Origin of the sequence: Streptomyces sp. NPDC001822 (assembly GCF_042892135.1) — a bacterium.
GTDB lineage: Bacteria > Actinomycetota > Actinomycetes > Streptomycetales > Streptomycetaceae > Streptomyces.
In genome coordinates, this window is sequence record NZ_JBIATW010000003.1 from 538,435 (window position 1) to 558,125 (window position 19,691).

14 protein-coding genes and 2 pseudogenes are annotated in these 19,691 nt (G+C 69.8%); 8 read left to right on the top strand and 8 right to left on the bottom strand.

Translation table 11 applies throughout. The annotated features are described in order from the left end of the window. Positions 1–75: 75 nt before the first annotated feature. Positions 76–957: an alpha/beta fold hydrolase gene (locus ACFYY2_RS10305; RefSeq protein ID WP_388739781.1), complete on the top strand. Its 882-nt coding sequence runs from the start codon at positions 76–78 to the stop codon at positions 955–957. A gap of 350 nt (positions 958–1,307) precedes the next feature. Continuing rightward, a complete protein-coding gene (locus tag ACFYY2_RS10310) occupies positions 1,308–1,649 on the top strand; it encodes a hypothetical protein (protein WP_388739784.1) in 342 nt (113 codons plus the stop codon). A gap of 336 nt (positions 1,650–1,985) precedes the next feature. Here ACFYY2_RS10310 and ACFYY2_RS10315 read toward each other — a convergent pair whose 3' ends face one another. Further along, positions 1,986–2,492, bottom strand: coding sequence for a DinB family protein (locus ACFYY2_RS10315; RefSeq protein ID WP_388739787.1), 507 nt, complete (start codon positions 2,490–2,492; stop codon positions 1,986–1,988). 794 nt (positions 2,493–3,286) lie between these two features. On the opposite strand from ACFYY2_RS10315, the gene ACFYY2_RS10320 reads away from it, so the two are divergent. Continuing rightward, positions 3,287–7,522, top strand: coding sequence for a carboxypeptidase regulatory-like domain-containing protein (locus ACFYY2_RS10320; RefSeq protein ID WP_388739789.1), 4,236 nt, complete (start codon positions 3,287–3,289; stop codon positions 7,520–7,522). A gap of 183 nt (positions 7,523–7,705) precedes the next feature. Here the strand turns inward: ACFYY2_RS10320 and ACFYY2_RS10325 are convergent. Next, a pseudogene (locus ACFYY2_RS10325) lies at positions 7,706–8,101 on the bottom strand (antibiotic biosynthesis monooxygenase family protein); the annotation flags it as partial. 169 nt (positions 8,102–8,270) lie between these two features. Beyond that, positions 8,271–8,933 (bottom strand): ScbR family autoregulator-binding transcription factor, encoded by a 663-nt coding sequence (locus ACFYY2_RS10330; protein WP_388739792.1) that lies wholly within the window; start codon positions 8,931–8,933, stop codon positions 8,271–8,273. 529 nt (positions 8,934–9,462) lie between these two features. Here ACFYY2_RS10330 and ACFYY2_RS10335 point away from each other — a divergent pair. Then, a complete protein-coding gene (locus tag ACFYY2_RS10335; protein WP_388739794.1) occupies positions 9,463–10,143 on the top strand; it encodes an HAD family hydrolase in 681 nt (226 codons plus the stop codon). 283 nt (positions 10,144–10,426) lie between these two features. Then, positions 10,427–10,867, top strand: a complete 441-nt coding sequence (locus ACFYY2_RS10340) for a VOC family protein (RefSeq protein WP_388739797.1) — start codon at positions 10,427–10,429, stop codon at positions 10,865–10,867. A gap of 55 nt (positions 10,868–10,922) precedes the next feature. Here the strand turns inward: ACFYY2_RS10340 and ACFYY2_RS10345 are convergent, their stop codons facing one another. Continuing rightward, positions 10,923–11,834, bottom strand: coding sequence for a hypothetical protein (locus ACFYY2_RS10345; protein ID WP_388739800.1), 912 nt, complete (start codon positions 11,832–11,834; stop codon positions 10,923–10,925). A gap of 307 nt (positions 11,835–12,141) precedes the next feature. Here ACFYY2_RS10345 and ACFYY2_RS10350 point away from each other — a divergent pair, with 307 nt between their 5' ends. Beyond that, on the top strand, positions 12,142–12,495 hold the full coding sequence (locus tag ACFYY2_RS10350; protein WP_388739803.1) for an antibiotic biosynthesis monooxygenase family protein: 354 nt from the start codon (positions 12,142–12,144) through the stop codon (positions 12,493–12,495). An 88-nt stretch (positions 12,496–12,583) separates the two neighbouring features. Here the strand turns inward: ACFYY2_RS10350 and ACFYY2_RS10355 are convergent, their stop codons facing one another. Beyond that, complete coding sequence (locus tag ACFYY2_RS10355) at positions 12,584–13,120, bottom strand: hypothetical protein (RefSeq protein WP_388739804.1); 537 nt, start codon at positions 13,118–13,120, stop codon at positions 12,584–12,586. Positions 13,121–13,291: 171 nt separating this feature from the next. Here ACFYY2_RS10355 and ACFYY2_RS10360 point away from each other — a divergent pair. Together ACFYY2_RS10360 and tpg are read left to right on the top strand one after the other, a co-directional pair. After that, positions 13,292–13,699 (top strand): annotated as a pseudogene (locus ACFYY2_RS10360) (transcriptional regulator); the annotation flags it as partial. 5 nt (positions 13,700–13,704) lie between these two features. Then, complete coding sequence (gene tpg / locus ACFYY2_RS10365) at positions 13,705–14,259, top strand: telomere-protecting terminal protein Tpg (RefSeq protein ID WP_388739806.1); 555 nt, start codon at positions 13,705–13,707, stop codon at positions 14,257–14,259. 166 nt (positions 14,260–14,425) lie between these two features. Here the strand turns inward: tpg and ACFYY2_RS10370 are convergent, their stop codons facing one another. From ACFYY2_RS10370 to ACFYY2_RS10380, 3 genes are read right to left on the bottom strand one after another with little or no spacing between them, the layout of a single operon-like run. Beyond that, positions 14,426–17,545, bottom strand: a complete 3,120-nt coding sequence (locus ACFYY2_RS10370) for an alpha-mannosidase (protein WP_388739809.1) — start codon at positions 17,543–17,545, stop codon at positions 14,426–14,428. Positions 17,546–17,602: 57 nt separating this feature from the next. After that, positions 17,603–18,781 carry a glycoside hydrolase family 76 protein gene (locus ACFYY2_RS10375; protein ID WP_388739811.1) on the bottom strand — a complete coding sequence of 393 codons (1,179 nt, stop codon included), beginning with the start codon at positions 18,779–18,781 and terminating at the stop codon, positions 17,603–17,605. A gap of 49 nt (positions 18,782–18,830) precedes the next feature. Further along, positions 18,831–19,691 carry a carbohydrate ABC transporter permease gene (locus tag ACFYY2_RS10380; RefSeq protein WP_388739814.1) on the bottom strand — a complete coding sequence of 287 codons (861 nt, stop codon included), beginning with the start codon at positions 19,689–19,691 and terminating at the stop codon, positions 18,831–18,833.

Sequence of the window (19,691 nt, forward strand, 5' to 3'; positions counted from 1 at the left end):
CGGGCAGACACGGACGGTCCCTCGTACGCGCGTTACCCGTGTGCGATCCCCTGCCGATCATGACAAGCTCCATGCATGCCGATCGTCGACGTGTCCTCCGAGGTAGCCATTGCGTACGAGACCTTCGGTGACGTCGGAGACCCGCCTGTCCTGCTCGTGATGGGTTTCGGCGCGCAGATGCTGGCGTGGCACGAGGACTTCTGCCGCGCGCTGGCCGACCGCGGCCGATACGTGATCCGATACGACAACCGCGACAGCGGGCTCTCCACGAAGTTCCACGATCACCCCGTGGACACGCGCGAGTTCATCGCCGCCGTGAGCTCCGGTGACATCCCCGCCGCGCGTGCGATGGCCCCCTACGGGCTTCACGACATGGCCGGTGACGGTCTCGGCCTGCTCACCGCGCTCGGTGTCCGAGGCGCCCACGTGGTCGGCAGCTCGATGGGAGGAATGATCGCCCAGACGATGGCACTCTCCTTCCCGGAGAGAGTGCTCACCCTGACGTCGATGATGTCCTCGACCGGCGAGAGCGAATACGGACAGGCGAGCCCGGAAGCCCAAGCGGTCCTGTCCACACCCAAGCCCGCCGATCGAGAGGGGTACGTCGCCGCCGCCGAGCGGGAACTGGTCTGGTCCTCCAGGCGGTACGGCAGTGCTGCCGTACTCCGTGACCTGGCCGGCCGAAGCTACGACCGCTCCTTCTACCCGGCGGGGGCCGGACGGCAACTCGCCGCGATGATCCTCGGGGGTTCACGCGCGGACGCGCTCCGCGAACTCCGTGTGCCGACACTGGTGATCCACGGCCTGGACGACACCCTCATCGACCCCAGTGGAGGGGAACGGACCGCGGAACTGGTCCCCGGCGCGGAGCTCCTGCTGATGCCTGACATGGGCCACGACCGTCCACGCGAACTCTGGCCCCGGCTCGTCGACGCCCTCGCGGCCCACACCGCCTGAGCCCGGCGCGCCCGGAGAAGCCCAGGCGCTGCCGACCGCGCCGGCCTTTTCACCGGGTGGGATGGCTCTTGGGCGGCTCCCCGGGAATTCCAGCAGGAGGGCCCGGACGTCTGATCGGGCAGGCGCCGTCATGGCCGCACCTCTGTGCCGGCGATCGACCAGCTGCGCCCGGGGATCGACGGGCGGTCACCAGTGCGCGCGTCCTCGGACCTCTCCTCCGGCGCGCCCCGCCTTCTTTCGCACGAAGCCCGCGCGGCGACACGGCAGCCTGGGTCGGACATCCTCGGATCCGGGATGACCGCGTGCTAGAGATAGCGGGCAAAGAGCCCCGATACAGGAGGTATGCGACGATGCGTGCAATTCTGCTCCGTGTGACGGCGACGCTGGGTGCGGCGGCTGCGCTGGCTGTTGGCGGCGCCGGTGCGGCCGGTGCTGATCACGGGCCGGCCGGCAGTGTGGGCAGCTCGGGCTTCGGTAACACCGGCATCGGTAACGCGGGAGTCTTCAACGACGGCATCGGGAACGCGGGCGCTTTCAACGACGGCGTCGGCAATGCCGGAGCCTTCAACGACGGCATCGGCAACGCGGGTGTCGCCAACTGGGGCCTGGGCAATGCGGGCCTGGGCAACACGGGTATCGGCAGCTCGGGCATCGGAAACTCAGGCATCGGCAGCTCCGGTATCGGCAACTGAGACCCTTCGCGCAACGCGCCGAGTCCGACTGCCCTCCCCGTCCGGGCCGGCCGCTCCATGAGCGGCCGGCCCGGACGGGTGCTGTCGGGCCGAGGTTCGCCGGGGAGGGGAACCGAGCGCGGAATCGGCGTCACACCCGGAGCGGTTGTCGGCAGTACCGCTGACGTGGTGTCACCTTGGTGCGGAATTCGGAGGAAGCCCGTCGCGCCGGCCCCCGAAGGACGCCGTACGCGTACGCGTAGGCGTCGGCTCGGTCGGTCGCGCGCCCCACGCCGGTGACCGCGGCGGAGCCGGCCGACGACGTGCCGGGCGCTCCGCACGTGATCTCCGCATCCTTCAGTTTCCGGTCGTTCCGTCGAGGATCTCGCGCAGGATGTCCAGATGGCCGTTGTGGCGGGCCGTCTCCTCGGTGAGGTGGAGCAGGATCCAGCGCAGGTCGACGTGGAGGCCGTCACGGATGGTTCCCTTGGCCTGCTCGTCCAGGCCGTTGTCTGCGACCAGGCCGCGGTAGCGGGCACTCTGTTCGGCGTAATCGTCGAGCAACCGGGTGAGCGGGAAGTCGACGGCGATGCGCATCTCGCGGTCCGGGTCCTCGTCGGTCCAGGGGCCGAGATCCTCCTCGCCGAGGAAGACCACCTGGAACCAGTAGTACTCGACCCAGCGGAGGTGGTTGATCAGTCCGCTCATGGTCATCAGCGGTGAGCCCGGCAGGGGCGCCCTGCGTGCGTTCTCCGCGGAGACTCCTTCGCACTTGGCGCGGGCGGTGTCACGTGCGTAGTCGAGGAACGTGGTGAGCTGGGTGCGCTCGTCCCACGCGGTCGGTGTGTCGTCGATTCTGTTCATTGCGCGAAGCGTCCCCGATCACCGAGCCGGATGTCGAGACGTTTTCGCGGTTCGGGTTCGTCGTCCACTGATCTAACAGGCGCCCGAACGGGGGATCCGGGCGCCGTGGCGAGGTCGCCGACGCGGGCCGGCTCGCGCTCGTGGGCGCCTGCCGCAACCCCGGCGCACGTATGACGCAATAGACTTGATGCCCAATCAAGTCCGTAAGGCTCCTGTCGTATCGCATCCAGAGGAAACGTTATCTTTACCGACACTCCCCTTGACTCGTAAAGCAAATGGCGAGGCAATGGGACGTGAAGGAACCAGACGTTCCTCCTCCGGCCCGCCCATCGGGCGGATCGGGCCCCGCCCGTCGAGGCGGATCGGGCGTGACGAGTCGGGACGGAACGGGGTGACGGGATGCGTGCGTCTGCGGAACACCCGTCATCTTCTGAGCAGTTAATCCCGTCCGCAGATGTGTGCGCAGGCAGGGTCTCCCGGCACTGTGCGCGCCTGGAGAATCCCGGTTCTCCGTCCTCCCCGTGCCCGGTGTGCGCAGTCGGAGTCGGTAGAGGGCCTGCTCCAGCGGTAGTTGAGGGATCTGTCGCACATCGGTTACCTGAACCGCCGCATACCTGAACGGTTTCGAGAGAACCGTCCGCTGATTGCCGACGTGCGCGACGAGTCCGTCCGCACCGGGTCCTGACCGAGCCCGCACGCCCGGAAGAGGAAGCCGTCCGGCCGCCGAAACACCTGGTGTGAGTTCGCATGTCACTGCGACTGCCACCGATCCCAACCGAAGGATTCACCTCGTGATGAGACACGGGCGCCAGCGCGCCCTGACAGCGATTGTCCTGTCGTTCTGCGCCGGTATATGGCTTGCCGTCCAGACCCCGGCCGGAGCAACGGCGCTGACGGCGCAGGCCCGTCAGGCCGCCACCGTCTCGGCGGCGTCAGCACTGCCGGCCGAGCCGGCAGCAGGACAGGGGGAGTCGCGGACGACGGCCGAGGCGGACACCCGGCATACCGTGCAGACGTCGTCGACCGGGCTGATCGCGGGCCCGGCCCCGAAGGGTGCCTCGCGGCAGGCGGCCGGGCAGACCGGCGACTACGAGCCGGCGGGCTGCAACGACCCCACCCCCGAGCAGGGGGAGGCCAGTTGCCTCGCGATGGTGCGGACTTCCAACCACCGGGTGCTGGTCGACGACGAGCCACCGGCCGGCGCGCTGAGCCCGTCGGACATCCAGTCCGCCTACAACCTGCCCGCCACCGGCCAGGGCCAGACCGTCGCCATAGTCGACGCGTACGGATACGCCGCCGCCGAGGCCGACCTCGCGGTGTACCGGAAGCACTACGGGCTGCCCGCCTGCACCGTGGAGAACGGCTGCTTCCGCAAGGTCGACCAGCGCGGGGGCACCGACTACCCGGCTGACGACGTGGACTGGACCCAGGAGACCGCGCTCGATCTGGACGCTGTCTCCGCCGCCTGCCCGGCCTGCAGCATCCTGCTGGTCCAGGCGGACTCGTCCGCGGTCACGGACCTGGGGGACGCGGTCGAGACCGCGGCGTCGCTCGGCGCCAAGTTCGTGTCCAACTCCTACGGTGCGTTCGACACGGACATCGACATCCCGGCAGAGCTGGACGCCAAGTTCGACCGTCCGGGAGTCGTGGTCACCGCCGCGAGCGGTGACACCGGCAACCGGGTCCTCTGGCCGTCGTCCAACCCGAAGGTGGTCGCCGTCGGAGGTACGACGCTGACCTCGGCGCCCGGCAGCGCGCGGGGATGGTCCGAGAGCGTGTGGACCCAGGGCGGCAGCGGCTGCGCGGTGTCCGCGCCGAAGCCGCTGTACCAGAGCGCCCTGAAGACCGGCTGCGAGAAGAGGGCGACCGCTGACATCGCCGCGGACGCGGACCCGAACACCGGGCTGGCGGAGTACAACTCCCTCACCGGCGGCTGGCTCCAGATCGGCGGCACCAGTCTGGCGTCTCCGCTGGTCGCCGCGATGTACGCGCTGGCCGGGACTCCGGCCGAGGGGACCGACGCGGCGACGTACCCCTACGTCCACGCCTCCGGAGAGTTCTTCGACATCACGTCGGGTTCCAACGGCACCTGCGGTGACCTGCTGTGCACCGCCGGCCCCGGCTGGGACGGGCCCACCGGACTCGGTACACCGAACGGTGTCGGAGGTCTCGGCATGGGTCCTCAGGGGACCGTCAGCGGAGAGATCACGAGCAAGTCGGGCGGCACGCCCTTCGCCGGAGTGCCCGTCCTGCTGACGGACTCCGCACACCACCTCGGCTTCCGGACGGTCACGGACAGCGCGGGCCGGTTCCGGACCAGCGTGTCCGCTGGCACGTACGACGTGACCGCATCTGTGTTCGACTACGGGAACAACACGGTCCACGGTCTCACGGTGCCCGCGGGCGGGAAGGCGACGGCCGACCTGGCTCTGACGAAGACACCGCTGCGGACGGTGACCGGCAAGGTCACCGACACGGGCTACGGCTGGCCGCTCTACGCGAAGATCACCGTCGACGGCAAGCCGGGCGGACCGGTGTACACGGACCCCGCCACCGGTGTCTACACCATGGCCCTTCCCGAGAACGGCACGTACACCCTGCACACCGTGCCGGTCTACCCGGGATACGCGGCGAAGGACGCGACGGTTGCGCTCGGCAGGAGCGCCCTGCGCCACGACGTCGCCGTCACCGCTGACAAGACGCTCTGCACCGCGCCCGGGTACGGCTACGCGGCGCAGGCCGACTTCTCCGGGTGGACGACGGCCGCGAAGTACGGCTGGACCGTCACCGAGCGTGGCACGTCCACGACCGGCTGGCAGTTCGGCAAGCTCGGTGCCGCAGCCAACATCACCGGAGGTAGGGGCAGTTACGCGACGGCCAACCCCATGGCCGCCGGCGGACCCGAGGACACGGACCTGATATCACCCCCGTTCGACCTGACCGGAGTCAGCAGCGCGGACCTCAGGTTCGACGTCGGCGTGGCACTCACCGACGGCTCGGCGGCCGACGCCTCCGTCACCACCGACGGCGGAAGGACGTGGCAGAAGGTCTACGAGGGCGTCCACGACACCAGCGGACCCGTCACCGTCCCCCTCACACGGGCGGTCGGACACCGTAAGGTCCAGGTCCGCTTCCACTTCGACGGGGAGGGCCAGTCGCTCTTCCAGCTGTCGAACGTGTCGGTGGGACGGTGCGGAGCGCTCGGCGGCGGGCTCACGGTCGGCCGCATCACCGACGCCAACACCCACAAGGGTGTCAACGGTGCCTCGGTCCGTGACACGTCGGCTCCGGTGACGGACGCCTACGCCACGGGAACGAGCACGTCCTACCCGGAGAACCCGAAGCTGCACGACGGCTTCTACTGGCTGTACAGCCCGAAGGCCGGCAGAAACACGCTCCTCGCGTCAGGCCCCAGGTATGCGGACACGCGTACCTCTGTCAGCCTCTCGCGGTCCGTACACACGTACAACCCGGTCCTCAAGGCAGGCAGGCTGAAGGTGTCGGCCGCCAGGCTTTCGCTGAAGGCTGCCCTCGGGAGCAAGGCGACCCAGGACGTCACGCTCACCAACACCGGGACCGCACCTCTGAAGGTCGACCTCTACGAACAGAGCGCGGACCCGGGCCACGTGCCGTCGACCGGCTTGGACAACTCGTGGAAGGCGCTGCCCGACTACCCGGTGAGGGCCGTCAACACCGTCGTCGCCTCGTACGAGGGCAGGACGTACTCGGTGGGCGGAGTGGGCAACCGGCTCGGCGGCCACGCCGGGCCCGCTCTCATCGCACACAACTACGTCCACGACCCGGCGGTCGGTTCGTGGACACAGATCGCGGACATGCCCGCGCTGCGCAAGGACGCCACCGGCGCCTTCCTGAACGGCGTCCTGTACGTGGTCGGCGGCCTGGACTACTCTGCCGGACCCAGTCCCCGGACGGCGTCCACCACCTACGCCTACCACCCGGCGAGTGACACCTGGACGCGGGTCGCGGACCTGCCGCAGGCCGTCTCCCTCGCCGCCACCGCTGTCCTCGACGGCCACCTGTACGTGATCGGAGGCCAGACGAGCACGGGAGGCACGGCGGCGTCCTACCGCTACGACCCCGCCGCCGACTCCTGGACCCGGATCGCCGACTACCCGATGCCGGTGACGTCCAGCGGTTGTGGTGGCGTCGTCGCAGCGGTCGTCTGCGCGGGCGGGGCGTACCAGCCGCAGACGGCGGCCACGCCCTCGGCGCGCACCTACGCGTACCACCCGCGGACCGGTGTGTGGACCCGCGGTGCCGACATGCCGTACGCCGTTCTGCTCGGCTCGTACGGCTCTGCGAACGGACGACTGCAGGTCGCGGGCGGCCTGAACGTCCCCGGCCCCAACCAGGCACCTCTGACGATGACCAAGGCCGTCCAGTACGACCCGGTGGGTGACGTCTGGACGGACCTGCCGGAAGCTCCCTCGGCGGTCTTCGGCGGGGGCCGGGCCACGGGCTGCGGACTGTCCCAGATCGGGGGCTCGTTCGGGGCGTCGCCCGAAGGATCCGTCGGTTCCCGGGCCCTGCCCGGATTCGACCAGTGCGATGGCGACGACGTGAACTGGTTGTCCAGGAGCCGCACCACGGTGACTCTGGCGCCGGGCCGTACCGCACGCGTCCGGGTCACGGCCGATACTCGGGTGCTCACGGCTCCGGGGTCCTACGCGTCGACCCTGTCCGTGCTCACCGACTCGCCCTATGCCAACGGCCCCGTACCGGTCACCCTCAAGACCACTGCTCCCACGTCATGGGTGCATGTCACCGGTACGGTGAGGGACAGGGCGACCGCGGCCGGCGTACCCGGAGCCACGGTCTCGCTGCACCCCGCGGGCGGGAATCCCGCCACGGTCTCGACCGACAGCCGAGGCGGGTACGAGGCGTGGGTGCGAGGACCGGCGATGAGGATCAGCGTGGTCGCCGACGGATACGCCCGCGCCTCCCGGCAGGTGTGGGCCCGGCCGCAGGGTGTGACAGAGGTCGACTTCACGCTGGAGGCCGCCCGCTGATCCTGGTACCCGCCACGTAATCAGCACTGCCACGTGTCGAAGGAGCCTCCGCCCCAGCCGGACCGATCCGGCGGGGCGGAGGCTCCCACATGCCGGCCTTCACGGTTCCACGTGTCTGGCCGTGGTGGCGCCGCGGATGCCGGGACCCGGGCGACATCATGCACGTGGCATCCCGGACGAATGATCGGCCGGACCGGCCTGGACGCCCGTCTCCCGGACCACGTGAAAGCGAAGCGACCGGGTAGCGCCCGCACACCGGTGCAACGGCTTCACCATGCGCACGTGCTCTTCACTGTTCACCCAGCCCAGGAAGGCCGGGGCGCTCTCCCACTCACTGGTGATGAGCCACTGGGAAGGGTTCTCGATGGACTGGCACAGCTGCTCACTGATGTGGCCGGGGATGGCCTGGACGTGCTTGCGCAGCTCCTCGTACGTCTCGAGGAACTGCTCCTGTGCCCCGTCGTTCACGTCCAGCATGAGGATGACGCGAAGGGCGGAGCCGTCGAAGACGGACTGGGAGACACGGCCCGACGTCCGTGCCGTGTGCGGTTCCGAAGCGGGGCTGGAGATGGTGCTCATCGACCGGAATCTCCTTCAATGGCAGTGTGTGCGTCGGCCGCTCGACGGTGCGACCACGGCCTTGATCCTGCTTCAAGGCCGGGAGCCGCGCGACCGGTCCGCACTGCTCGGGTGACCGGGCCGGACGGCGCTGCCCGCATGCCCGTGATCGAACCGGTCGCGCTCCCCCTCATCGCAGGCCGAGGGGGAGCGGCTCGTCCCGTTGACCGGGCAGCGGGGTCCGCGCTCGCGCCAGCAGAGCGCCGGGTTCCGGATCCGACTGCAGCGCGTGCAGCATGAGCATCCACCATCGCCGTAGCCGGTCGTCCCAATCCAGTCCGCCGGGCACGTCCTCGGCCAGGGCACACACTCCGAAGAAGGCGCACACGAGGGTCACGGCCGTTCCTGACGGCTCGATCCCCTTCGCGAGTTCGCCCCGTCCCTTGGCCTCCGCCAGGAGCCGGGTCACCGCGGGCACCCAGGCATCGAAAGGGGCGGGGACGGCGGCGTCGATGCTGCGGCGTTCCGCCCAGAGTCGTGCTCCCGCCCTGGCCACGGTGTCCTCGCTCAACGCCCTGGCGATGTCGAAGCTCAGTGCCACGAGCTTCTCCAGAGGTGGAGTGCCCGGAGCCGAGTACGGAGCGACGAGTTGCGGCCAGGTGGCGAACTGCTCGCGCACGACGGCCAGTGCCAGTTTCTCCTTGCTGGAGTAATGGAAATAGATGGCTCCGCTGGTCCTTCCCGAGTGCTCGCTTATGTCGTTGACGCTTGTCCCGACGTAGCCCTGTTCGAGGAAAAGATGCGCTGCTGATTCCAGTAGAACCCTGCGGGTCGTGCGTGCCCTGTCCTGCACGTACGTTCTCCTTTCGAGGATATATTCGATAATTTTGCGCAGTCGAGTTGCGCCGCCTTCCGGGGGCTCGGACGAGGCGCGCGAGGATTTTATTATTCTTCGACCGTGTGCCCGGGCGGATGGTTTCGCGCAACCCGCCCGTTCAGTGCACAGAAACGTTCCTGGTGTCGAGGTGGCGAACCGGGCCGGATCGTGTCCTGTCGCCGGGAACGTGCAGCCAGGCAGGGATTCTTGGAACTGGATTCCGTCGGCCGCACACCCTTTCACGCTCTGCGGGCTCGGTGGGGCGGCCGCTGATCCGATCGTGCAGGTGCACTCGAATTGGTGATTGCGGGAATCTTCGCCGCCTAATTAACGTAACGGTCACGATGTTTTCGGAGTCGACGAACGACATCGTGCGGATGCGCCGCAGGGCGAGGCCCAAGAGCGTCCGGCATCCCCGATATCCGCGGTCCGGCCATTGGGTCGCTCCCGCCCTCGCGCGCCCGCGACCCGAACCAATGGCGTCATCACTGAGAACGGCAGAGACATGACAGCCCAACACATTCTCGACTGGTCCCCGTCCGCAATCGTGTTCGACTGCGACGGCACGCTCATGGACACCGAGCGGCATTGGCAGGAGGCCCGCAGTGTCACCTTCCGGGCGTTCGGTCTCAAGCCGCCCGCAGGTTTCGCCGAACGGGCGAAAGGCGTGCACTACGCCGAGTGCGGCACCCTCATGGCCGAGGAGACGGGGAAACCCGACCTCGCCGAGGATCTGACCGACGCACTGCTCAACAACTTCACGGCGCTCGTCCACGAGGAACCGGTAACCATGCCGGGAGCGGCGGCGCTGGTCAGACTGGCCGCCGAGCACCTGCCCCTCGCCGTCGCGAGCAACTGCCCACGCACGATGGTGGAGTCCTGCCTCGACCGTGCCGGGCTGCTCTCCTGCTTCGGCCACGTGGTCGTGGCCGGTGACGACGCACGCCCCAAACCCCAGCCTGACGTGTACCGGATCGCCGCCACGTTGTGCGGCGTTCCCCCACAGGAGGCCCTCGCCGTCGAGGACTCGCTCACCGGAATGGATTCGGCCCGGCGCGCGGGACTGAGAGTGCTGGGTGTCGGGGTCAGACCGACCGGTCCCGAGGGCAGGTACGCCGATCTCTGGGTGGAGAGCCTGGCCGCCCCGGAGCTGACCACCTGGGCGGGCAGCCACATCGGTTCGTAGGGGGCGTCAGTCCCCTGCAGCGTGTACGCGTGCAACCGGCGCGGGAGGCAGCGCTGACGGGCACAATGCGTGCTCGTCAGCGCGGTCACGGAGGGGTTCGCGTCGCGGGGCCCCGGGCGATGGCGCACGGCTTCCGGTGCTTCTGCGACGATGCCGGGGGAAGCAGGCTTCTCGGAGCCTATTCGGAGTTCGGTGGTCTGCGGATGTCGAGAACGTGTCGCCGGCTCCGTCCCCGGAATGTCAGCGGCCACCAGCGGCCGCACCAGGAGGAGGAGAGGCCGGCATGGCGATTCAGCGGATGGACAACGTCGGCATCGTCGTCGAGGACTTGAACGCCGCCATCGCGTTCTTCGAGGAGCTCGGCATGGAGCTGGAGGGGAGGGCCGAGGTCAAGGGCCTGGTCGCCGACCAGTGCACCGGACTCGACGGTGTGCACTGCGACATCGCGATGCTCCGGACCCCGGACGGGCACAGTCGCCTGGAGCTCGCGAAGTACCGGAGCCCCGCGGCGGTCGATGCCGGGCAGCGCGACCGGCCGCACAACATTCTGGGCACGCACCGGGTGATGTTCGCCGTGGACGACATCGAGGACACCGTAACGCGCCTGCGCCCTCACGGCGGCGAACTCGTGGGTGAGATCGCGCGGTTCGAGGACAGCTACCTGCTCTGCTACGTCCGCGGCCCGGAGGGCATCATCGTGGGACTCGCCGAGCAACTGGGCTGAGACCGTGACTCCGAGCCGCGTGGTGCCGCCGGCACGTTCTCCGCGGCACGTGTTCTCAGCGGCCGGCTCGGTCGGGCCGCCTGGTGAAGCGTCGTAGGCCCCTCCGGGTGGGCTTGAGCGGCTCGTCCTCGGGGGCGGCCACGCCCGGAGCCGCGGGAAGCGACGGCGCGGGCGTGGCGGCCCGCTCTCCCGCGTGTCCGACGCCCCGTGCCAGTCGGCTCCGGACAGCCCGTGCCATGGCGTGGTGGGACTCCTCGTGCAACAGCCCTCCTGCGGCCAACCGCTCCCACATGTGGAGCAGTTCCCTTCCACGAGTCGCCACCTGCCCCTCGTCCCGCAGCCGCTGCCACGCCGCGGTGGCGCGGGCGACCTCGGGCGCGGCTCGGCTCAGATCCGTGCTGCAGCGGATGCGCGCGACCGTCAGAGCGAGCACGGTGGAGATCAGGTGGTCGCCGCGCAGATAGGCGATGTACGCCTCGATCGCCCTGGCCTCCAGAGACAGTTCGTCCTCCGCGCCCCGACGGAGCGTCAGGTGCTCCCGCAATGCGCCGGCCAGCACGAACGCCGCGTGCAGCTCCCCGCGTCGGGCGTGCTCGATGATCCGCTCGACGCGGGCGAGCGGAGGAAACGCCTCCTCCTCCGCCATGGTTCGCTCGCGCCCGGGTGGCAGGTCCTCGTCGTCGGCGATGGTCCGGCTGGACCCGTCGGGGTGCACCCGGAGGCGCGCGATCTGCCGCGCGCCGCGGTCGATGACCGTCGCCGCCACCGGTGCGCCGAGGGTGCGGGCGAACATGGCTACGGCATCCAGAATCGCCTCGTTCGGCGGCCGTGTGCCGCCCATCGCCAGCAGGTGGCCATTGACGACTGTCGACCCGTCCTCGGCGACGTACGCGTCGAGGCGAATCAGCGGCGGTGCGCTGACGGCGGGCAGGTTCCTCTTATCGCGGGGTGTCAGTGCGTGAGACACCGTTCAGACTCCGGGTCGCCGGGGGCGGGCAGGGAAGCAGTCGGGAGGTCGATTCGCGGCGTCCGGCCGTGGCAGGTGGGTGACCTCCCCGCCTCGGAGGACGTGTCCACCTCTGTAGCGTCAGCCTAATAGATGATCAGGTACCCGGGTCGCGCCGTTCCGCGAGCTGACGGGATCGGGCCGTCTCCGGGAGCCGGACGACCGGAGGGGAGTCGGGCGGCCTCGCGGCCGGGAGCCCGTCTCCCTCTTCCGATTCCTGGCGGAGAGGCCCTGGATCAACGGACGCTCCCCGGCCTACGGTGGCGCCATGAGCGATCATCAGGAAGTGCCTGTGGCGCCCGTCGGGGCCCATGAACCCCCCTACTACGTCGCTGTCTTCACTGCGGTGAGAACCCACGACCAGAGCGGCTACGGCGAGACTGCCGCACGCATGGAAGAGCTCGTGCGACATGTCCCCGGGTTCCTGGGGATGGACCATGCGCAGACTCCCGGCGGACTCGGCATCACTGTCGGCTATTTCCGCGACCCCGATGCCCTGACGGAGTGGCGGGCCAACAGCGAGCACCGCGCGGCGCAGAAGCGGGGGATCGGCGAGTGGTACGAGAGCTACACGCTGCACGTGGCGAAAGTGGAACGGAGCCACGGGTTCAGGCGGCCGTAGGTTCCGGGAGCGCTGCGCCCGGCTCTTCTCTGCCCGGATGCTGTGGCGCACCGTCGGCGGGAGGTCGATGACGAGGAGTGCCGAGGCCTCACTCGATCAGGGTGTCCGCGATGATGACCGCCAGACCGATGAGCATGTCCATGGCCCCAGCCCGGCACGAAGCCGGCCATCCGTACCCGGCCGTGCGGGCGGCCCAGGCGCCCCAGCCGAACAGGGCGATGGTGTTGAGCAGGAGGGCCGTGTCTGCGGCCATGGCTTCCGACCACCACCCGGCTTCCGCGGCAAGCAGTATCGCCACTGTGGGCAGTACGGCGGCGACCAGCGGCCACTCGGCGAGAACCAGCCGCAGCCTGCCGGGGGTGGGTGCCCCGTCCGCGGACGCGCGCTGGGCGATGACGTGCGCGTATCCATGGGCGGCGCCCGCCGCCAGTGCGGTGAGCAGGACCCACAGCGCGTCCGGTCCGGGATCGGCCTCCTCGCCCGTCCCGTCGAGAGCGGCCACCAGGGCACTGGCCAGCACCAGGCCGTAGATGCCGCTGAACAGCGACTGTTCCGCCGGCCGGCGCAGGAGGGCCGACGACGGCAGAAGACCCCTTGGGCGGGCATGGTCGGCGCGGTCGGGCATGGCATCGCCTCGTGCGGGGGAGAGGGCTGTGTCCGCACATAATCACCCGCGTGACGTCCGCGAGGACGGCGCCACGCGCGAAGGACGTCGGGGTGCCCGGCCAGTACGTGTTCCTTCCCACGGCACCCGGTGCTCCTCGGTCCGGGGGCACCGTCGCGGTGTGCGTGGCTCCAACGCTCCCGCGGCGAGGGCTGGAAGCCCGGCCGGCCCTGGCGGGCCCTGTCCCGTCCCACCTGGCGCCCGGACATCCGAGCCGCGGTCATCTCCAAGGCGCGCATCAACATGCACCGCAAGATGCTGAAACTCGCCGACGCCACCGGCCAGTATCCGGTCGCGATCCTCTACGACTGCGCCGTCTACGCCTGCGACGGACCCAGCCCTCTCGACTTCCTCCCGTACAGGGACGGCCGACAGCTGCCGGGAGGCTTCCGCCTCGGGGTCAGCCCCGGCATGGTCAAGCACGAGGGCACCCAGACCACCCTGTGGGCGGAGGGCGTTCGTGAGGAACACGGCCCGGACGAGAACATCGCCCGGTACATCAAGGACGGCCACGTCAGCCGCACGGACACCGGGGAGTAAAACCGATGGGACAGCTCGCCGACGGGCTCGACAAGGCCGTCCACAAGGCGTTCACCAGGCCGATCCCCACCTCGGCCGGGGCACTCATGCGCTACCTCGTCCGACAGCTGAAGTCCACCAAGGCCGCAGCCCAGGAACTGGGAATCAGCCGGCGTACCGTCGAACGCTACGTCAAGGACCAGATCAGAACCCCTCGCAAAGACCTCGCCGCGCGCCTGGAACAAGAGGTCACCCAGCGATGGCAGCCCCAGATCCGCGCCCGGGCGAAACGCAGGGCCGGGACCACCCACGGCATCATCATCGACACCCGCGCACGCTTCGGCTGCACCGCAGCCCCCGGCTCCACGGACGACGCCCGACTGCGTCACCTCACCGTCGCCCTTCCGCCCGCCTACGCCGCTCGGCTCTTCGATGCCCGCGACCAGGGCGCCACCGACCGGCAGCTCCAGAACATCGCAGCCGAGGCGCTGCAGGAGACCTACTTCAAGGACAACGGCCGCCGCGCCTCCGGACTCCTGGTGGAGTACACCGACGTCGAGCACATCGAGTTCGACCTTTAGCCCGACCGGAGCGCCGCCACCGTCGCCCCGGGCAACGGCTTCGGGGCCTGGAACGTGCCGTGGGACCGGTGGCGGGCGATGAGCGCGCTGCGCTGACCGCCCGCCACCGTCCTCCTGTGGCATGGAAGCGGGAGGACGTCACCACATCCCGGTCACCACATCCCGGTCAGCGGCGCTCCGCCCTGGTGAGCAGCGACACCGCCGTCGTCCCGAGACGGGGCACAGATACCCGCAGGGAGCCGTCGGCCTCGGCGTGCAGCGGTGCGATCACCGCGCCGAGATAGTCGGCGGACATGGCCTCGGAGGCGGGGAAGCCCGGGGTCAGCCGGCAGGTGACCGGTTCCTCCGCGAAGGACTGCAACCGTACGAGCAGACGTCCGGGTTCCGGCACGGTCAGACCGACGACGCGCAGGCGCGGATCGTCGAGATCCAGGAACCCGTAGGAGCTGCGCGGACCGGCTTCGGCCGTCCCCCCGGCCCGCACTGCGAGCAGGGGGCGGCTGCCGACGGCCGCCGTGCGCATGCCGGTCACCTCACCGGTGACGTCCGGTGCGTCGTCCCATCCGACGCTGTAGCGGAAGACGTGGTCAAAAGCCTGCTCGGAGGGGAAGTTGGTGTCCCAGATGTTGTTGTGCACCCAGGAGAACACGGTCGCCGGCTCGTCCTGGGCGAGCGACTGGGGGTAGGGCACATAGGGAATCGCGATCCCGCCCAACTGGATCAGGGGTGCGTCCTGCGTGGCCAGCGCCGCGCTCGTCGTACCTTCCTGGAGGCTGACCCAGCGGCGGACCGCCCGCATGTGCCGGGCCGAACCGGGCACCGTGGGCAGCCCGGTCCCGGTGACTCCGCCGGTGGCCTCCATGCGGACGTGCGGGGAGCTCATCGCGAACGGGAAGGCGAAGAAGGCGCTCTCCTTCGTCAGTGTCGCCGCTTTGTCGATCCGGTTCTCCAGGTCTATCCGGGCGCTCGCCCTCGGCAGATGGACCCGCACGCGCAGCCGCCGGGTGCCGGCCGGGGCGCACTCGTAGACCAGTGTCTCGCCGGTCGCGTCCGAGGTGCGTTCCACCAGCGCGGCCGGAGGCGCGGTCCTGCGAGTGGCCAGCAGGTGCATGGAGTCGTCGGCCGTGGTCTTGCTGGACTGGTGGTTGAAACCGCCCGCTGTGGCGTACTCGTCGTACAGGTATCCGTTGAAGCCGACGGTGGCGTCCTGCCGGACCAGTTCGCGTCCCGTCCGCTTGTCCAGGACCGAGCCGATGCACGCGGACGCCAGGTCGACCCGGACGCGAAGGAACTCGTTCTCCAGCACCGCCGAGTCGTGGGCCGGGGAACCGGCCCGTGCGGGCGGGCCGGCCGCGGGAGTGGCAGCGGGCTCGATGTCCACCCGGACCGTTCCGTGTGCCGGGACGCCCGCCAGCCGGAACAGCAGGAACCGGCCGGCCGCGCGGTGGAGTTCGTTGCTCTGCGGCTCCTGTGCCACCTCCAGCTCCGTGCCGTCGCGGGAGTCCACGACCCGAACCGCGTCCGCGAGCGGCACGGTGCTCTCGGGGAGGAAGAGCCGGACCGTCTCGGAACGTTCCCAGCTGCAGGTGTTGACGACGTAGTAGCCGGCGAGCGTGCCCTCGCGCGGAGCCAGGCACTCTCCCAGCGCCGCAGTCGCGGCGTCCAGCAGGGTGTGCGCCCCGTCGTGGGCCCGCAGCGCCTGGGCGTACTTCCAGTGCCATTGGCGCTCGCCCGAGGCGTGCCCGTGGTCGCCGTGCGTCCAGGGGTCACCCGCACCCCAGGTGTGCTCGTTGAACAGGGACGCGGCTCGGTACACGTCCGGTGCCGCGCGCACGATCTCCGGCCCGCCCGCGGCCCCCAGTATCTCGGCGTAGCCGGCGAGGGTCTGGGCGTCCGCCAGGGCCGCCTGCCCGTCACGGGTGGCGGCCAGCGGCACGGCTCCGGCACCTACACCGTCGACCCACCAGTCGGTCCAGTCGCCCTCGTAGGTTTCGATCCGGTCGCCGAGCCGCTCCTCCGCGTCGACGAAGAAGTCCTCGTTGCGCGAGGTGCGCAGCGCGGGGAAGGCCCACTCCTCGTTCCAGCGGTGGACGGTGTCGGCGATGACGCGGCGCGGCGGCCCGTTGTCGGCGAACTTGCCCAGGACCCGCAGATGCAGGATGTCCCAGGGGTAGGGGTCGCCCTTGAACTCCTCGTCCAGGACGGGGAATCCCGGGATGCCCTTGCCCTCGTGCGGGTACTGGTGGTTCGCCATGGCCGAGAGGTAGTGCGGCAGCAGGTCGTCGACGCGGTCGAAGGATTCGTCGAAGCCGAGGATCGAGCCCTCCATGTACGCAAGGCCGTGAGGTGTGTCGGTACGCCACACCAGGACCTCACGGCCGCTCGGCGCCCGCCAGCGGAACAGACGAGGCAGGTCCTGGCCGCCGACGTGGTGCGGCACCGCGCGTCCGGCCCAGTTGTGCGCGACCGACAGGTAGCGGATGCCGCTGTCCACGAGGACGTCGGGCAGGCCCACGACCTGGCCCGGGACGTCCGTCTGCATGGCCGTGGTGACCTCGATCCCTTCGCGGTCCCGCAACTCTCGTATCGGGCGCAGGAGTTCGTGCAGTTCATCGGTGGAGCAGGTCTCGGTGTGCAGATTGAAGGGCATCGCCGTCAGTTCGATGCGGCCCTCGCGCACCCGGTCCAGGAACTCCGCCACCATTCGCTCAGGGCGGTTCTGCGCCCAGTTCTCGAAGCTGAAGTGGCCTTCCACCGCCCAGCGGAACTTCGACGCGTCGGGCCTGTCGTCGGTCGTCCGGCACAGTTCGAGCAGGGAGTCGAGGTACTTGCGTCCTTCGGCCAGCACGGTTCCCTGCGGATCCGTGTAGCCGATGTCGAGGTGGGCGTGCTGGACCAGGTGCAGTGTCCAGTGGCGCTGCGGGGTGAGCAGGAGTTCGACGCTCTCCCCGTCGGAGAGCTCCGGCAGTTCGATCAGGACGGGTGTGGGAGCGTTCACCTCCGGAACCAGCAGCCTGGTGTCCGTGCCCGGCCCCGCGACGATGTCACAGCGCAGCACGCTGCCGGTGACGGTGGTGACGCGGGCCCGGGTGAGCGTCCTGTCCGCGGTCACGCGGACGGACTGGAGAAGCCCGCCCGCGCCGTCGTGGCGCAGGAGCGGTTCGCAGGAGAGCTGGACCCGGTGTCCGCCGAGGGCACCCTCGGCGGACACCGCGCGCCGGCGCAGGATGTCTCGGGCCATGTTCGAGTCCCACCAGGAGGGACGGGCAAGTTCGGGGCGGGGCATGGGAGAGGTCTCCACTCGTGTGTGGTGCCGGGACGTTCTGCTCGGGGCGGGGGTGGTTCAGGACGGGTCTGAGGCGAGACCGGCGAAGATCTGCACCATCGCGGACTGTTCGAGTGTCTCGGCCGGTGCTGCAGGGGCGTGGTCACCGCCGCCGGAGGGCTGGAAGCGGAAGAGCCCGTCGGACGGTGTCCGGTTCTCCTGCCAGGTCCGGTCGGCGTACGCGGCGGCCGCCGCCCGGTAGGCGGGGTCGGGCCGCTCCTCGTCCAGGATGCGGAGGTTGTCGAAGTAGAAGGCGTTGAAGATCGCCGGCTGGTCGTGCAGCCGGTCGTCCTGCTCCCAGTACGCGAGGGAGCCCTTCGCGTCGTCGACGGCCCGGTCGAGGTAGCGGCGGTCCCCGGTCGCCCGGTAGAGCGTCGTGGCGGTGCCGATCATCGCGCCGGAGTTGTACGACCACAGGGCTTCGTTCACGGTGCCGTCGTCGTCACGGCTGTTGTTGTAGAGGCCCGGTGAGCGCCGCAGGCAGGACCAGTTCCACTCGTACCACCGCTTCGCGCTCTCCAGCACCCGGTCGTCGCGGCCTATGGCATACAGCTCGGCGGCGAGCTGGGCGGAGAGCCCGGTGACGTTGGCGGCCCTCATGGTGTTGCCCGGCGAGTCGACCCAGTGCATGCCGCCCGGGCACGGCTTGGCGGGGTCCTCGTCCCATCCACGGCTGACGACCGCGTAGGTCTCCCGCGCGCGGTCGAGGTAGAGCCGCTTGCCGGTCGCGCGGTACTGGTCGAGGAAGGAGAGCCCGACGACGGCGTTGTCGTCGTAGAAGACGTCACCGCCCTGACCCAGGGGGGCGGGCAGGTAGGAGTCGTATCCGGGCCTGCCGTCACGGGGGTCGAAGTACAGCCGAAGAGCGTCGAAACGCTCGGCGGCATCGCGGGCGTAGCGGGGGCCGACGTGCGGCAGTTCCGACATGTCGACCGTCGCGGCGGCAGCCTCACGCAGCGGCCAGAGGTAGGAGTGGGGGTTCTCCCCCTCCGCGCGGGGTGTCTTCTCCTGGTAGAGGCCGTGCTCCTGCGGGCCCTGGTAGAGGTGCTGCTGCAACGCACCGTAGGCGGCCTCGGCACGGTGGGACCAGGTGGCGGGTGTGGTGTGCGGGGCGGTGCCGGCGGCGGAGGCGGGTCCGGCCCACAGGGCGCCGGAGAGGACGGCGAGGGCCAGCGCGGCGCGTACGGGTGTCTTCACCGTGGTCTGCCTTTCGAGCGGAGTGTGAAGGTGAGGGTGCGGGGTGCCGTCAGCCGTTCAGCTTGAGGCTGCTGACGAAGAAGCGCTGTGCGGAGAAGAACAGGACGACGGTCGGCAGGGAGACCAGCAGGGCACCGCCGAGAACGACCGGCGGCCCCACGTTCGAGTAGTTGCCCTGCAGCTCGGCCAGTGCGGCCATGACCGGACGGATGTTCCTACTGGTGGACAGGGTGATGCCGAACAGCAGGTCGTTCCAGACGGCGACGAACTGGAAGACGAAGGCGGCCACCATGGCGGACCTGGACAGGGGGACGTGAATCTGCCAGAAGACCCTCCACCAGGACGCGCCGTCCATCCTCGCCGCCTCGATGATCTCCGGTGCGAGGGTCAGGGCGAAGTTGCGCATGATGAAGTACGCGAACGGGATGGCGATCGCCACGTAGACCAGGAACAGCCCGAACTGGGCGTCGTAGAGCCCCGTGCCGGCGTAGGCGAGGAACAGGGGGCGCAGGAAGACCTGGAGCGGCAGCAGGGTTCCCGAGTAGATCAGCCAGAACCAGAGGGTCTTGCGCCTGACCGGCATGACGACGGTCGCGAAGGCGGCGGTGGTCGCCACGACGATGGCGACGGCGGCGCTGGTCACGGCGTAGAGAAGGCTGTTGCCCATGGACGGGCCGAGCTCGGCCTTCGTCCACGCTTGCGCCATGTTGTCGAAGAGGCCGAAGCCCTGCGGCCACCAGTGGGGTGTTCCGCCGTAGTCGGCCGCCGGAACGAAGGCGTTGACGAGCAGCAGCCAGGTGGGCAGGGCCCAGACGAGGGAGATGACCGTCAGGGTCACGTTGCGCAGGATCCGGCCGGGTGTGAGCCGTGCCCGCCGGGCACGACGGGGCGCGTCGGGGAAGGTGGGCAT

Coding starts and splice junctions, on each gene's coding strand:
- ACFYY2_RS10305 (WP_388739781.1), top strand. CDS start 76: ATGCCGATCGTCGACGTGTCCTCCGAGGTAGCCATTGCGTACGAGACC.
- ACFYY2_RS10310 (WP_388739784.1), top strand. CDS start 1,308: ATGCGTGCAATTCTGCTCCGTGTGACGGCGACGCTGGGTGCGGCGGCT.
- ACFYY2_RS10315 (WP_388739787.1), bottom strand. CDS start 2,492: ATGAACAGAATCGACGACACACCGACCGCGTGGGACGAGCGCACCCAG.
- ACFYY2_RS10320 (WP_388739789.1), top strand. CDS start 3,287: ATGAGACACGGGCGCCAGCGCGCCCTGACAGCGATTGTCCTGTCGTTC.
- ACFYY2_RS10335 (WP_388739794.1), top strand. CDS start 9,463: ATGACAGCCCAACACATTCTCGACTGGTCCCCGTCCGCAATCGTGTTC.
- ACFYY2_RS10340 (WP_388739797.1), top strand. CDS start 10,427: ATGGCGATTCAGCGGATGGACAACGTCGGCATCGTCGTCGAGGACTTG.
- ACFYY2_RS10350 (WP_388739803.1), top strand. CDS start 12,142: ATGAGCGATCATCAGGAAGTGCCTGTGGCGCCCGTCGGGGCCCATGAA.
- ACFYY2_RS10355 (WP_388739804.1), bottom strand. CDS start 13,120: ATGCCCGACCGCGCCGACCATGCCCGCCCAAGGGGTCTTCTGCCGTCG.
- tpg (WP_388739806.1), top strand. CDS start 13,705: ATGGGACAGCTCGCCGACGGGCTCGACAAGGCCGTCCACAAGGCGTTC.
- ACFYY2_RS10370 (WP_388739809.1), bottom strand. CDS start 17,545: ATGCCCCGCCCCGAACTTGCCCGTCCCTCCTGGTGGGACTCGAACATG.
- ACFYY2_RS10380 (WP_388739814.1), bottom strand. CDS start 19,691: ATGCCCACCTTCCCCGACGCGCCCCGTCGTGCCCGGCGGGCACGGCTC.